Raw genomic sequence first — 14,580 nt, 5'->3', positions numbered from 1 at the left:
ACGCAAACCGGCTCGCCTATAGTGGACGGCGCAAAGCCCGCCACAAACGCACATCACAGGAGACCGGCATGACACACAAAGGAAGCTGCCACTGCGGCAACGTCGCGTTCGAAGTTGAGGGGCATCCCGAAAACGCGATGGCATGCAACTGCTCGATCTGCCAGCGCAAGGGGTCGCTGCTGTGGTTCGTGGCCCGCGACAAGGTGCGATTGCTCACGCCGGAAGACAACGCCAGCACCTATCTCTTCCACAAGCATGTGATCAAGCACCGCTTCTGCCCGACCTGCGGCATCCATCCCTATGCAGAGGGCGCGATGCCCGACGGCACACCAATGATTGCCGTCAACGTCCGCTGCCTGGAAGACATCGATCTGACCAGCGTGCCGGTCACCCACTTTGACGGGCGGTCAATGTAGCGGCGCGTCAGACGTTGCGCAACTTGAACAGCCCAACCGTGCGAGCCAGGCCGTGCGCCTGTTCGTTGAGCATGGACGATGCAGCCGTCGACTGCTCCACCAGTGCCGCGTTCTGCTGCGTGGCCTGATCCATCTCGGCGACGCTGCGATCGATCTGGCTGATGCCAGTGCTCTGCTCGTGCATCGCGCCGTCGATCTCGCCGATGATGCGCGCCACACGTTCGATGCCCTGCACGATTTCCTGCATCGTTGCGCCGGCGGCCTGCACGCGTTGCGCGCCGGTCTTCACGCTGGCTTCCGATGCCTGGATCAGGTCTTTGATTTCGCGCGCGGCCGTAGCGCTGCGTTGTGCCAGCGTGCGCACCTCGCCGGCCACCACGGCAAAGCCGCGGCCGTTCTCGCCGGCGCGGGCCGCTTCCACTGCAGCGTTCAGCGCGAGGATGTTGGTCTGGAACGCAATGCTGTCGATCACGCCGATGATCTCGGTAATGCGCGCCGACGACTTGGCGATTTCGTCCATCGTGCTGACGGCGCTGGAAACCACCTCGCCGCCGCGCGTGGCGGCATCGCTTGCGTCGCTGGCCAGGCGCGTGGCCTGCACGGCCGCATCGGCAGAGTTCTTCACGCTGGTCGTCAGCTCCGTCAACGCGGCAGAGGTTTCCTGCAGGTTGCTGGCCGAAACCTCGGTCCGGTTGGAGAGATCGCGGTTGCCCGCTTCGATCTCGCCGGTGGCGGATTTCATGCTGTCGACGCTGGCGCGCACTTCCAGCAGCACTTCGCCAATCTTGTCGATGAAGGTGTTGAACGACGCGCTGATCTGCGCGACTTCATCGTTGCCGACCACGGGCAGGCGGTGCGTCAGGTCGCCGCCGCCGGAGCCGATGGTGTCCATCGCATCGCGCACCTGCGACAGGCGGCGGAACGATTGCGACGTGAAGAACGCGGCAATGCCCACAGCGGCCAGCGTCAGCAGCACCATGGCCACGGCCAGCGCCTTGACGACGTTACGCAAACCGGCGGTGGCTTCGGCCTTGTCCAGCGCGATTACAAGATACCAGTCGGTGCCCTGCACGGCCTGCGCCTTGAGCAGTTTCGGCGCGCCGGCCAGTTCAACCTCCAGCGGCGACGTCGCCTTGGCCAGGTTGGCGAGCGTATCGACGGTGAGCGACGGCGCAACGTCGGTGGCCGGCTTGAGCATCAGCTTTGCGTCAGGGTGAGCGATCACCTGGCCATCCTTGGCGACCACGAAGGCGAGGCTCGACGGTGTCGGGTGTACCGCCGCGACCACCTCGCGCACGCCGTCGAGCGGCACAGCCCCGGACAACGCACCGGTGGTTTCGCCATTCTTGACGAGCGGCGCAGCAAACGACACGTACGGCACGCCGGTCGACACGTCGCCGTAGGGCTTGGTGACGAGCAGTTGGCCCGCAGCGATTGCCTGCTTGTACCAGGGGCGGCCGGTCGGATCGTAGTCCTTGGGCGTGGTGGCGCTGGTGGAGATGAAGCTCTTGTCGGTCCAGCCGATCGTGATGATCGGGAAGCCGTTGGCATCGCCCATGTGCTTGCCGAAGCCTTGCGGGTCACCGTGCTCGATCACGCCGGCGGTGGCCTTCACGGCCTGTGCCTTTGCCCCGACCCACTTGTCGATGGCGAGCGTGTTGCCGCTGGCAACGGCGGCCAGGTTCTGGTCGATCGATTCCATCGTGTTGGAACGCACGATGGAATACGTTGCGGCCCCAGACAGCGCCAGGGCACCAACCACGGTGGCCGATGAGATGAAGAGAATGCGGGTGCGGAGGGAGGAGATCATGATTCTTCTAGGCGAAACGTTTTCCATGAATCTGACTGCGTACGGTATTGGCCGCAGCGCCCTCCAGAACCGACTGCTGACTGTCGGGGCCACTCAAGCTGCTACGGCACCGCACAGGCGAACTTGAGGCGGCAAAACCCGTTCCCACAAAAGGATGGCTGCGACAAAAGGCAACGCCTCGCATGATTGCCCAGGCAATTCACCCGGTTGAAACACAAGCCCATGCACGACGCCCTTCAAATCGACCCCGCCACCGGGGAACCGCAACAACACCTGGGCGCGTTGAACACGTTGTAAGACACCCCGGCGTCGGCCCCGATTGCCGCCCCCGCACCGTTTGCAGTACCGTCGCTGGCATTCCCAACGGAGCCCGGAGCCCAGCGTCATGGCCGTGCTGTTCACCATCCTGAAGATCGCCGTCGTGCTCGTGCTGGTGTCGTCGCTGGCCGAGGCGATCGTGCTGTCGCTGAGAAACGGGTGGGCCAGCTACGACTGGAAGGCCGCCGGCGTGTCGGTGGTCGATTTCCTGGTACGCGAGTACCCACTACGCTGGCTGCTGCCTCTGGCGTTCTGGACGCAGGGCCTCGAATGGGTCTACCAGCATCGTCTCTGGACGCTGCCGATGGACCACTGGACGGGCTGGGCCGCGTGCTTTCTCGGCCAGGAGTTCTGCTACTACTGGTACCACCGCGCCGCGCACCGCGTGCGCTGGTTCTGGTGCACGCATGCCATCCACCACTCGCCGAATGACCTGAACCTCTCGGCTGCCTACCGCTTCGGCTGGACGGGCCGGTTGACCGGCACGCTCGCCTTCTTTGCGCTGGCGCCGCTGCTGGGCATGCCGCCGCGCATCGTGCTGATGCTGCTGTCGCTCAACCTGCTGTACCAGTTCTGGATCCACGCCACGTGGATTCCCCGCCTGGGGCCCCTGGAATGGGTGCTGAACACGCCCTCGGCACACCGCGTGCACCACGCGTCCAACCTCGAATATCTGGATGGCAACTACGGCGGCGTGCTGATCGTGTTCGACCGGCTGTTCGGCACCTACATCCCCGAACGCAAAGACGTGCCGTGCCGCTACGGCCTCGTGCACCCGATGCGCACGTACAACCTGCTGGTGATCGAATTCGCGCACTGGCGGGCGCTGTGGCAAGACCTGAAGACCGCCCGCTCGGCCGGCGAGGTTTTTGGCTACCTGTTCCGCCCGCCGGGCTGGCGGCCCGATGGCCGTGGCGAGACAACGGAGGATCTGCGTCGCCGCGCCGCGCTCATTCCCGACGAGCCCGTCGTCGCCCCGGCCGTTGCTGCGAACTGAACTACGGCAGACGCAGCGTCTGCGCCAAGTGGCCATACACCACCGCGATCCGCCGCAGGTGGCGCGACTCCGGATGCGTCAGCAGCCATAGCTCCGATTGATTGGCGTCTTGCAGATCCCGCAGCGCCACCAGATCGCTGCGCGTCTGCGCCATCACCACGGGCAGGATCCCGACGCCCATGCCCATGCCGACCATCTCGGCCGCGATCTGCAAGCTGTTGACGAAGTACGTGGGCATGACCTTGGGGAAATGCCGTTTGCGCCAACTGACTGACGGGTGATCCGGAATTGCATCGTCAATGGCGAGCCACGGCGTGCGGCCAGCTTCGACATCGGCGTAGGTGATGCCGCTTGCGCGCCCCGCGTATAACCCCACGCGAATCGGCCCGATGTGTTTGCCCACCAGATGCTGCGGCGGACGGCGCGTGGCCCGCACGGCAATATCGGCATCGCGCCGGGTCAGGCTGGCCAGCTCGTTGCTCACACGCAGGTCGTAGTTGAGGTTCGGATGCTGGGCTTGCAGCGCCTTCAACGCGGGGGCGACCAGGCCGACCAGGATCGTGTCCGTGGTGGTGATGCGTACCGTGCCCGACACTTGGTCCGGCACGGCATGTACCGCCGATCGCGCGGCCTCCAGTGCCGACTCCACCTGCTCGGCCTGCTCCGCCAGCGCGTGCGCCAGGTCGCCCGCCAGATAGCCCGTGCGCGAGCGCGCAAACAGCGTGGCGCCCAGCCCGCGCTCGATGCGCTGCAACGACCGGAACACCGTGGACGCATCCACCCCAAGCCGTTCACCAGCCGCCGCCAACGTGCCCGTGCGCACCATCGCCAGCACGATCTCCAGGTCTGCCGCGCTCAATCGGTATTGCGTTTGCGCAAACATGATTTGCTGTTCTGCCTATTTCATTGGCACTGACGCAATCCTACAGTGTCGTCACCGCCGCCGTTGGCGGCTTTCCCAACCTGTTCACGAGACCCAGACCATGAAGCTCTATTACTCCGCCGGCGCCTGCTCGCTGGCCGTCCATATCGCCCTGCGCGAAGTGGGTGCGCAGTTTGACCTGACCGCCGTCGACCTGGCCAAGCACCTCACCGCTGATGGCACGGATTTCTACACGATCTCGCCGCGCGGTTACGTGCCGCTGCTGGAGCTGGCCGACGGCTCGCGCCACACCGAAGCTGCCGCGCTGCTGCAGTACGTGGCCGACCTCGACCCGACACAGGCGCTGATCGGCAAGCCCGGCAGCGCGCACCGCCTGGCCGTGATCGAATGGCTCACCTTTGTCAGCACCGAGCTGCACAAAGGCTTCGGCCCGCTCTGGTACAAGGACACACCCGAGGCCACGCGCCAGGGCGCCAAGGACAAGCTCGCCAAGCGCTTTGCCGAACTCGACGCCCGCCTCGCCAAACAGCCTTACCTGGCCGACACCTACAGCGTGGCCGACGCCTATGCGTTTGCGGTGCTGAACTGGACGAACTTCCTGGCGCTGCCGATGGGCGCGTATCCGCATGTGCAGGCGTATATGGCACGGGTGGGTGCGCGGCCGCAGGTGGTGGCAGCGTTGAAAGCCGAGGGCTTGATCAAGGCCGACGCGGCCAGCACCGTCGCCTGATCGGTAGCCGGGGAGCGGCGGGTCCTAAACAAAACCGCCGATCCCACCCCCTACTCCGCCCAACGTTTGCGGAACGTCTTACAACAGATCCCCATGTTGTAGATGGGCTCTATCAGGGCTACACGCCGTGCTGTCACATGCGCGTCGCTACAATCGCATGCTTTGCGTCTTCTGCAGCCCCGCAGGTCTTCTCATGTTCAAGCACGTTGTTCTCGCCCTGGCCGTTGCGGCTGCGGGCTTGCCGGTTCTCGCTCGCGCGGAGGTGCGCGGGGCAGGTTCGACCGCCGCTGCACCGGTCTATCGCGTCTGGGCGGCGGGGTATGCCGCGTCATCCGGCGTTACGCTCAGCTATGACGCGGTGGGCTCGGGAGAAGGCCTGAAGCGCATTCGCGCAGGCGCCGTGGATTTTGGTGCGTCCGACGTGCCGCTCTCCAGCGCGGAGGCTGCCAAGGCGGGCCTCGTCTGCGTGCCGTCGGTGGTGACGGGTGCGGTGCCGTTTGTGAACGTGCCAGGGGTACCGCGCGGTCAGCTCAAATTGACGGGCGAACTGCTGGCGCAGATCTTCCTTGGCAAGGTCGAGAGCTGGGATGCGCCGGAGTTGCGCGCGCTGAACCCGGGTGTGACGCTACCCAAGCTGAAGATCCATCCGGTCGTGCGCGCCGATGGTTCGGGCACGACGTACCACTTCACCGATTACCTGAGCGCCGTCAGCGCCGAATGGAAAAGCACGTACGGCACGAAGTCGACCATCAACTGGCCCGCAGGCTTCACAGCGGCCAAGGGCAGCGGCGATGTGGTCAAAGCCGTGCAGGCCACGTCCGGCGCCATCGGTTATGTCGATTACAACTACATCCTCGACAACGACCTGAGCGGCGTGCAACTGCGCAACGTCGCGGGCCGCTTCGTCAGCGCGCAGGTGAGCGGTTTCCGCGAAGCCGTCACGCAAAGCGCATGGAACCGCAAGGGCGATTTCACCGCGCCGCTGGTCAATCTGCCGGGCGCGGAAACGTGGCCGATCACTATGGGCACCTTCATCGTCGTGCCGGTGGTCAGCGCATCGGGCGCGCGCACGCTGGCCGCGCTGAAGTTCCTGACGTGGGGTTACTTCCACGGCGACGAACTGGCCGCGCGTGCGAAGTTCGTGCCGCTGCCCGAACGCGTGCAGGCCATTGCGTATCGTGAACTGGCCCGCGTGACGGACGTATCGGGCGCTGCCATCGGTCTGCAGAGCATGCCCGCGAACTGGGGGAAATGATCCTTGCCGGTGCAGTGTTTGCACCGGCAACAGCACCGGTTTGATGCCGCACAGGCTGCCCGCTGAAAGCTTTGCAACAAGGCTGGATTGTTCCGGCGCGTTTCCTATAGTGATCACTCGCCGCGCAAGTCAGCCCCGCGCGTCACTGCCAAAGCAACGACGGGAAGGACACATGGGCACCCCCATCGCAGACCAGGACGAGCAGATCCAGCAGATCGCACAGGACACCGGCGCACCGGCCGATCTCGTCCGCGAGCAGTACATGCAGACGATGCGCGCGTTGGCGGCAGATGCCAGCGTGCAGGACTATCTCTCGCTGTTTGTCACACGCCGCGTGCGTGCCGCGTTCCGCCAGCGCCGCACGCCGACGCGTTAGGCCCTGCCCCTCACTTATTCCCCGCTGATCATCCCGACGAATGCGTGCGCCGCGCGGCGCATCCATTCACGTGCACGCTCGGCCTCGAACTGGATGCGCGCAAAGGCGTGCGTCATGCCCGAGGCTTCGATGGTGATGACCTGCGCGCCGTGCTGCACGAGGTAGTCGGCGTATTGCAGGCCATCGTCGCGCAGCACGTCGTGCGCCGCCACGATGACGACGGTATCGGGCGGCGTAGTTGCCGGCGTGCGCGCCATCAGGAAGATGCGGGGGTCTTGCTCGGCGAGGGGCTTGGCGAGGGCGTCTGCACCGATGTATTTCTCCCAGTACCAGCGCATTTCATCGCGCGTGAGGCCGGGGCCTTGCGCAAACGCGTTGTAGCTCTCGCTGCCAAAAGCCGGCGTGGTGACGGGGTACAGCAGGAACTGCGCATTGACGAGGCCAGGGCGCGCACCCTGCGCGGCCTGCACCGCAAGATGGCCGCCGGCGCTGTCGCCACCCACAGCCAGGAAGTCCGGATCGAAGCCGAGGTGCACGCGCTGCTCGGCCAGGTACGCGAGCGCGTCGCGGGCATCATCGGCCGGCACGGGAAATGGATGCTCCGGCGCGAGGCGGTAGTCGACGCTCATCACGGCGCAGCCGGTGTCTTGCGCCATCAATGCGGCCAGCATGCGATGCGTTGTGCGCGGCGCGCCAACCACCCATCCGCCACCGTGAAACCACACCAGCAAACGCGGCGTTGCCACGCCTTTCGGACGAAAGACGATGGCGTCGAGCGTGCGGCCCGCAAGCGGCACGCTCAAGTCAGAAACTTCAACGCCGTCGGGATCGGGTCGGGCGGATACCGCAGCAATCGCCTCGAAGCGCGCGCGCTGCGCGGCTGCGTCCTCGGGCAGTGGCAGGGCGCCGAACTGTTCGGCAAGGCGTTGGTAGAACTGCAGGATTTGCGGATCGACGGCCATGACGTAAGCGGGATGCGACGACCGCCCGAGTGTAGCGCGTCGCGCTGGCTTGGACCTTCCGATACGTCAGGAAGCCGCACGGCGCGAGCGGCAGCGGAATGTCAGTCCGGGGCGCCGTCGCGTTCGTCGCACAGGGCGCCTTGGGGGCTGACATTTATTTTTGCTCGCCGATGCCGAGTCGCCAGTGTTCGATCTTCGTGCAGCGGTCTTGCACGGCCGGAATGCCAGCGTTGCGCGCCACGGCCATCGCCTCGTCATTCACGATGCCGAGCTGCACCCAGATGCCGCCCACGCCCAGCATCACGGCTTCCTGCACGACGGGCAGCACCTGCTCTGAGCGCCGGAAGATATCGACCAGATCGATGCGCTGGCCGGCGGCGGCAAGCGTCGTCGCAGCTTCGGTGAGCGTGGCGTAGCAGGGCTCGCCGAGCACGTCTTCGCCCGCGTGCTGCGGATTGACGGGCACGATGCGATAGCCGGCCTGCTGCAGATAGCGCGCCACGTCATAGCTGGGCCGCGTGGGACGCGGCGACAGCCCGACCACGGCGATGGTCTTGCCGGACAGCAGCCGGCGCATGGTGGCTTGCTCGTCAGCGTAGGAGGGATTGGCGGACAACATGGTTGACGATGCAGATGGAATCAGGTTGCGGGCCGCTTGCATGCGGCGCCCAGGTCATCGATGCGCACGGCAGCACGGAACGCGCCCGACGAATAGGGTCCGACCTCATACGGCCCGTAGTGCACGACGATGCGGTCACCTTGCAGCGTAAACGGAAACGCGGCGTTACGCAGGTCGCGCTCCTTGAGGGCGCCGCGCGGCGCATCGGGTGCGCCTTCGCGCTTGAGCGCATCGACAATCTGCGTATTGAAGCTCTGCAGGCAGGCGGATGTGGGGTTCAGCACATCGGCCAAGGCGATCGGCTGGAAGCCCTGCGCACCGCGTCGCCAGTTGCCGGCGGTGAAGCTGTAGTTGCCGTGCGCGCCGCCGCTGTAGGCCCAGACCATGCGCAAGAGGCTCACGGTGTCGCCCAAACCGATGGCGCTGATGCGGATGACGCATTCGTTGTCGAATTGATCGCACTTGCGCACGCGCAGCGATTGGATCAGCGCGTCGATGCCGGCATCGCCCGTCACCGGATAGCGCTCGGTCAGCTTGGCCTGGCCGGAAGCGCCCGTGGACTCCTGATAGCGCGCCACGCGCTTGAGCGTGAAGGGTTGACTGCGGCCACCATCGCTCCAGGTGCCGGTGGCGGTGGAGCCGTCGGCCGACAGCGCACCGGAGAGCGTGCCGCCCTCGCGCACGACGGGCTGGCCAGCCGCATCGAGTGCTTCTGCGCGCTCGCGCCACACGAAGCGGCGCTCGGGTACGTTGCGCCCTTCGATGGTCCAGAAGGTGCGGCCCTGGGGGCGGTCGTCGTAGGCATCGCCAGTCAGCGTGTCGGCCACCGGGTCCTTGTCCGCGTCCTGCCCTCTGGGTGGCGGGTCGTACACGTTCAGCCAGACGTTCCACCCTGGGCTGTCGGCGCCCTTTCCCACCGTGCCCTGCCAGAAACTACCCGCCAGGCGCTCGTGCTGCTCTTTCGTTTTTGCAAGGGCGACAGTTGGCGCAGAAGCAACAGGTGCCGAGGCGGGCGGCGCACTCGCGGGTGCTGCAGGCGCAGCGAAGACCGCTTCTGTTCCGGCCTGTGCGCTGCCCAACCCGCCAAGTGCCCCCATCAAGGTAACAAAAACGCCCGCCCTCACCGACTTCTGCAACACATCGTGCATCGCATGCCTGTGCATGCCTCCCTCCTATCAACCCGACACCCCAGACTAGGACACACACCGCTGGTTCGCCGTTTTCCAAGCCCCGTCTGCCTCAGCGGCAAAACGATGGGACTGTGCAGGTGCAGCAGGCGTTCCCCGAACCGGCCCTTCAGGCGCTTTCGGACTCACACAGGGCGGCTTTTACCGCGCTTGCATTCGATTGCAATCCGACACACTTTGTTACGCCTCGGGGCCACCCCGTCACCCACAATGCCTTCGCACCTCAGCGTTTGTGTCCAATTGTTGTGCGCCATATCAGGCGCCGGATGACCATCCCCGTCCAGGGCGACGACCACGGACGCAGACCCCGGTGCAAGGTTACCCCCTCCTTTCGAATTGACCCCTCGAAGGGATTTCCCGTCCGCGCGGCGCTCCCCGGCCCGCGCGCTTTTTTTTGTGTGCGCAATTCGCGCGCCTGCCCGACAGCTTCCCGCCTCTCGCAAGTGCCTTGGATCCAGCCGATACATCTGGGGGCTGCCTGCTACCGCGAAACACGCTCTTACAAAGGCAAGTCGACCCCTCGCCGCCTGCCGCGTTAAATGGAGACATCCACGCGGCACAGGCCGCTATAAAAACGAGGGCTCATCATGTCCAAAGTTTCCCGTCGTTCCCCCCTTTCCGGTGTACGGCTGCCGTATGTGTTGCGCGCGGTAGGTGTTGCCGCCGTGCTGCTGGTCTGCGGTGCGCAGGCCGCGATGGCAGCCGATCCGGCTTCACGGGTGGCGCGGCTGTCGGACTTTTCCGGCACGGTGAGCTTCGCGCCCGCCGGCTCCGATGATTGGGCCGGCGCCTCGCTCAACCGCCCGCTCACCACGGGTGACCGCCTGTGGTCCGACCAAGGCAGCCACAGTGAGCTCCACGTCGGCTCCACAGCGTTGCGCCTGGGCCAGAACACCGGCGCCACGCTCGTCGACCTGGACGACCGCAACACGCAGGTGAAGCTCACGCAAGGCGCGCTGTCGGTACGCGTGCGGTCGCTGCCGGCCGACCAGACCATCGAGATCGATACGCCCAACCTGGCGTTCACGCCGCAGGCACCGGGCGAATACCGTCTTGACGTCGCCCCCGATGGTTCGAGCACGACCGTCACCGTGTGGCACGGTCAGGGCACGGCCTACGGCGATGACCGCTCCACGCCGCTGGGCGCAGGTCAGCAAATCCGCTTCGGCGGCACGGACCTCGCCGAGGCCGGCGGCACCGACAACCCAGGTCGCGACGCCTTCGACCGCTGGGCCGAATCGCGCGATGCACGCGAAGACGCTTCGGTCTCCGCCCGCTACGTCGGCCGCGAAATGACCGGCTACGAGGCCCTCGACGACAACGGCACCTGGCGTGAAGAAGACGGCTATGGCGCCGTGTGGGTACCGCGCGCCGTGCCCGTCGGCTGGGCACCGTATCGCACGGGCCATTGGGCCTGGGTGGCGCCCTGGGGCTGGACGTGGGTGGACGACGCGCCGTGGGGCTTTGCGCCTTTCCACTACGGCCGTTGGGCGTACGTCGGCACGACGTGGTGCTGGGTGCCGGGACCGGTGGTACCGCGGCCGGTCTATGCGCCAGCGCTCGTCGGCTTCGTGGGCGGCGGAGGCGGCGGTGGAGTGAGCTGGGGGATCAACATCTCGATCGGCTCGCCGGGGGTGGCATGGTTCCCGCTGGCGCCGGGCGAGGCGTATCGCCCGGTGTATGCGGCCAGCCCGACCTACGTGACGAACATCAACCGCACGGTGGTGGTGAACAACGTCACGGTCAACAAGACCATCATCAACAACACCACCAACGTGACCAACGTTCGCAACGTGAACCGCGTCACCTATGTCAATGCCAACAACCCAGCCGCACTGACGGCGGTGCCAGCCAAGACCTTCGTCAACGGCCAGCCGGTCGGTCCCGCCATGACGCATCTGCGACCGGAACAATTGCGCGCGCAGATGGCGCATGCGCAGTTTGTGTCGACGCCGGCGCTGGCACCGGTGCGTGCCAGCCTGGTGGGTGCAGCGGCCAACGGCGGGCCGCACCAGTTGCCGCCGCAGCAGGCGTTTGCACGTCAGGCGATTGCAGTACGAGCACCCGCCGCGCCGGCAGGTGGACACGATGCATTGGCAGAACGGTTCCGCTCTCAAGGCGGTGCGCTCCCGGGCGCTGGCCCGGCATGGACGGGCGGCAACGTGAGCGCCCGCGTTGCGCCAGTGCGAGGCCACGCCGATACGGGAATGCCGACCGCGCCAGCCGCTGCGCAGGCAGCGGGTCTACGGTTGACCCGCGCCGCGCCGAGTGGGCCCAATGGACCAAATGGGCCCTCACGCGCCGGTAACGAGCTTGGCCGACCGGCGGAACAACGCGGTCCGAATGGGCCGCAAGGGTTGATGGGCTCCCCAAACCCGCAGAATGCGCAGACGGCCCATGGTGCCCAACCTGGATCAGCTCCACAGGGTCTGATGGCCCCGGGCGCGATCAACCGGCCACGCCCGCTGCCGGGTGCCGCCGCGCCGCAGGACCGCCCGGGACAACCGCAGACTACACAGGCGCCACAAGGCCCGGCGGGCATGACGACACGTCCACCGCTGCGCGACGGCGCGCCCGGTACACCGCGAGACGAGCGCCGCGCCTTCGAACCGCGTCCGCAACTGCCGCAAGCCGGCGCGCAAGCGCCACAACCTCAGCCGCAGCGCGGCGGCCAGGAGCCGAATCGCTTCAACGGTAACCCGGCACCGGCCATGCAGGAGCGCCAGCACAACGAACCGCCGCAGATGCGCGCACGCCCCGAGCCCGAACAACGCCGGCCGGAACCGCACATGGAAGCCCCGCGTCCCGCACCGCAACCGCACGTTGAGATGCGCCCGCCACAGCCGCAGCCTCAACCGCGTCCGCCTGAAGCTCGTGCGCCACAACCGCAGCAGCAGCAGGCACAACCACCTCGGCAGGAACACCACGAGGCCCAGCCGCATCCGCAAGGCAATCGCGGTGATGAGAAGCGCGAAGGTGAGCACCGCTGAGCAGGCACTGCGCCAGTTCTCAGGCAAAAAAAAAGCAGCCCTTTCGGGGCTGCTTTTTCCTCTGCGCCGGCCGATGACACCGGCCGGTACACACTTGCCCTAGCGTTTGCGACGCAGGCGCGCGATCGCTGCAAGCTGCGCAGCGGCCACGGCCAGTTCACTCTGCGCACGGGCCAGATCCAGGTCGCTGCCTTGATTCTGCAGCGCCTCTTCAGCCGCACGCTTGGCTTCGTTCGCCTTGGCTTCGTCCAGGTCGTGACCGCGGATTGCGGTATCGGCCAGCACGGTCACCCTCTTCGGCTGCACTTCGAGAATGCCACCGGCAACGAACACGAACTCTTCGCCGCCGTCTTCCTTCTCGATGCGCACGGCGCCCGGCTTGATGCGCGTGATCAGCGGCGTGTGGCCGGGCAGAATGCCCAGCTCGCCGGCTTCACCAGGCAGCGCCACGAACTTGGCATTGCCGGAGAAGATCTCGTGCTCAGCGCTGACGACGTCTACATGAATGGTTGCCATCTCGATTCCTTTGCTCAGAAAAGCGGCTTCCTGAAGGGGCTTCAGGAAGCCAGTACTGGCCCCGGCTCACGCGCGGTGCCAGACGTTGCTCTTACTGGAGCTTCTTGGCCTTCTCGAAGGCTTCGTCGATCGAGCCGACCATGTAGAACGCCTGTTCCGGCAGGTGATCGCACTCGCCGTCCACCAGCATCTTGAAGCCGCGGATGGTTTCCTTCAGCGGCACGTACTTGCCCGGCGAGCCCGTGAACACTTCTGCAACGTGGAACGGCTGCGACAGGAAACGCTGGATCTTACGGGCGCGGCCCACAGCCAGCTTGTCTTCCGGCGAGAGTTCGTCCATGCCCAGAATCGCGATGATGTCGCGCAGTTCCTTGTAGCGCTGCAGCGTCTTCTTCACGCGGTCGGCGACTTCGTAGTGCTCCTGGCCAACCACTTGCGGGTCGAGCTGGCGCGACGTCGAGTCGAGCGGATCCACTGCGGGGTAGATACCCAGTGCAGCGATGTCACGCGACAGCACGACGGTCGAGTCCAGGTGCAGGAAGGTCGTTGCCGGCGACGGGTCGGTCAAGTCATCGGCAGGCACGTACACGGCCTGGATCGACGTGATCGAGCCAGTCTTGGTCGACGTGATACGTTCCTGCAGCTTGCCCATTTCTTCAGCCAGCGTCGGCTGATAGCCCACGGCGGAAGGCATACGGCCCAGCAGTGCCGACACTTCGGTACCGGCCAGCGTGTAGCGGTAGATGTTATCGACGAAGAACAGGATGTCACGGCCTTCGTCACGGAAGCGCTCGGCCATCGTCAGGCCGGTCAGCGCCACGCGCAGACGGTTGCCCGGCGGCTCGTTCATCTGGCCGAACACCATGGCCACCTTGTCGAGCACGTTGGAGTCCTTCATTTCGTGGTAGAAGTCGTTGCCCTCACGGGTACGCTCGCCCACGCCAGCAAACACCGACAAGCCCGAGTGCTGCTTGGCGATGTTGTTGATCAGCTCCATCATGTTCACGGTCTTGCCGACGCCGGCGCCACCAAACAGACCCACCTTACCGCCCTTGGCGAACGGGCAGACCAGGTCGATCACCTTGATGCCGGTTTCCAGCAGGTCCACCGACGGCGACAGCTCGTCGAACTTCGGGGCCTTCTGGTGAATCGCGCGCTTTTCGTCGCAGGCGATCGGGCCGGCTTCGTCAATCGGACGACCCAGCACGTCCATGATGCGGCCCAGCGTGCCGTGACCGACCGGCACCGAGATCGGCGCACCGGTGGTCGCCACGCGCATGCCGCGACGCAGACCGTCGGACGAACCCAGCGCAATGGTACGCACCACGCCGTCGCCCAGCTGTTGTTGCACTTCGAAGGTCAGGCCCTTCTCGGCGAACGAAGCGTCGTTGCTGTCGTCCAGCACCAGCGCGTCGTAGACCTTCGGCATCGCGTCGCGCGGGAACTGAATGTCCACCACGGCGCCGATGCACTGCACGATATTTCCGTTTGCGATACTCATTTGTATCTCCAATAACTTGA

Annotated in this window: 13 protein-coding genes; 6 read left to right on the top strand and 7 right to left on the bottom strand. The window is 65.8% G+C overall.

What is annotated here, in order from left to right; genetic code table 11:
• The first annotated feature begins 68 nt into the window (after positions 1 to 68).
• Positions 69 to 416 (top strand): GFA family protein, encoded by a 348-nt coding sequence (locus tag ACUXH0_RS07500; protein ID WP_012436721.1) that lies wholly within the window; start codon positions 69 to 71, stop codon positions 414 to 416.
• 7 nt (positions 417 to 423) lie between these two features.
• Here the strand turns inward: ACUXH0_RS07500 and ACUXH0_RS07495 are convergent, their stop codons facing one another.
• Positions 424 to 2,226 carry a methyl-accepting chemotaxis protein gene (locus tag ACUXH0_RS07495; protein ID WP_012436722.1) on the bottom strand — a complete coding sequence of 601 codons (1,803 nt, stop codon included), beginning with the start codon at positions 2,224 to 2,226 and terminating at the stop codon, positions 424 to 426.
• A 385-nt stretch (positions 2,227 to 2,611) separates the two neighbouring features.
• On the opposite strand from ACUXH0_RS07495, the gene ACUXH0_RS07490 reads away from it, so the two are divergent.
• Positions 2,612 to 3,541: a sterol desaturase family protein gene (locus ACUXH0_RS07490; RefSeq protein ID WP_012436723.1), complete on the top strand. Its 930-nt coding sequence runs from the start codon at positions 2,612 to 2,614 to the stop codon at positions 3,539 to 3,541.
• A gap of 1 nt (position 3,542) precedes the next feature.
• Here ACUXH0_RS07490 and ACUXH0_RS07485 read toward each other — a convergent pair whose 3' ends face one another.
• Positions 3,543 to 4,424, bottom strand: a complete 882-nt coding sequence (locus tag ACUXH0_RS07485; protein ID WP_182593852.1) for a LysR family transcriptional regulator — start codon at positions 4,422 to 4,424, stop codon at positions 3,543 to 3,545.
• A 100-nt stretch (positions 4,425 to 4,524) separates the two neighbouring features.
• Here ACUXH0_RS07485 and gstA point away from each other — a divergent pair, with 100 nt between their 5' ends.
• From gstA to ACUXH0_RS07470, 3 genes are all read left to right on the top strand, one after another.
• Entirely contained in the window at positions 4,525 to 5,154 is a 630-nt protein-coding gene (gstA, locus tag ACUXH0_RS07480) for a glutathione transferase GstA (RefSeq protein WP_012436725.1), read from the top strand.
• 193 nt (positions 5,155 to 5,347) lie between these two features.
• Positions 5,348 to 6,409 carry a phosphate ABC transporter substrate-binding protein PstS gene (pstS, locus tag ACUXH0_RS07475; RefSeq protein ID WP_004628651.1) on the top strand — a complete coding sequence of 354 codons (1,062 nt, stop codon included), beginning with the start codon at positions 5,348 to 5,350 and terminating at the stop codon, positions 6,407 to 6,409.
• 172 nt (positions 6,410 to 6,581) lie between these two features.
• Positions 6,582 to 6,785: a DUF3562 domain-containing protein gene (locus tag ACUXH0_RS07470; protein ID WP_004628649.1), complete on the top strand. Its 204-nt coding sequence runs from the start codon at positions 6,582 to 6,584 to the stop codon at positions 6,783 to 6,785.
• 14 nt (positions 6,786 to 6,799) lie between these two features.
• Here the strand turns inward: ACUXH0_RS07470 and ACUXH0_RS07465 are convergent, their stop codons facing one another.
• From ACUXH0_RS07465 to ACUXH0_RS07455, 3 genes are all read right to left on the bottom strand, one after another.
• Positions 6,800 to 7,747, bottom strand: coding sequence for an alpha/beta hydrolase (locus tag ACUXH0_RS07465; protein WP_012436726.1), 948 nt, complete (start codon positions 7,745 to 7,747; stop codon positions 6,800 to 6,802).
• Positions 7,748 to 7,901: 154 nt separating this feature from the next.
• Entirely contained in the window at positions 7,902 to 8,363 is a 462-nt protein-coding gene (locus ACUXH0_RS07460; RefSeq protein WP_024542534.1) for a CoA-binding protein, read from the bottom strand.
• Positions 8,364 to 8,386: 23 nt separating this feature from the next.
• Complete coding sequence (locus ACUXH0_RS07455; protein WP_182593851.1) at positions 8,387 to 9,529, bottom strand: RsiV family protein; 1,143 nt, start codon at positions 9,527 to 9,529, stop codon at positions 8,387 to 8,389.
• Positions 9,530 to 10,140: 611 nt separating this feature from the next.
• On the opposite strand from ACUXH0_RS07455, the gene ACUXH0_RS07450 reads away from it, so the two are divergent.
• Positions 10,141 to 12,543: a DUF6600 domain-containing protein gene (locus ACUXH0_RS07450; protein ID WP_182593850.1), complete on the top strand. Its 2,403-nt coding sequence runs from the start codon at positions 10,141 to 10,143 to the stop codon at positions 12,541 to 12,543.
• A 99-nt stretch (positions 12,544 to 12,642) separates the two neighbouring features.
• Here the strand turns inward: ACUXH0_RS07450 and ACUXH0_RS07445 are convergent, their stop codons facing one another.
• Both ACUXH0_RS07445 and atpD read right to left on the bottom strand, forming a co-directional pair.
• The gene (locus ACUXH0_RS07445; RefSeq protein ID WP_004628639.1) at positions 12,643 to 13,059 is read right to left on the bottom strand and encodes a F0F1 ATP synthase subunit epsilon; all 417 of its coding nucleotides are present in this window, start codon (positions 13,057 to 13,059) and stop codon (positions 12,643 to 12,645) included.
• Positions 13,060 to 13,150: 91 nt separating this feature from the next.
• Entirely contained in the window at positions 13,151 to 14,554 is a 1,404-nt protein-coding gene (gene atpD, locus ACUXH0_RS07440; RefSeq protein WP_024542535.1) for a F0F1 ATP synthase subunit beta, read from the bottom strand.
• Between the last annotated feature and the right edge of the window lie 26 nt (positions 14,555 to 14,580).

The sequence above is a fragment of the Ralstonia sp. 110700041-2 genome (assembly GCF_056280165.1).
Note: the sequence above shows the minus strand (reverse complement) of the source record. Positions and strands in the feature narration are given on the sequence as shown.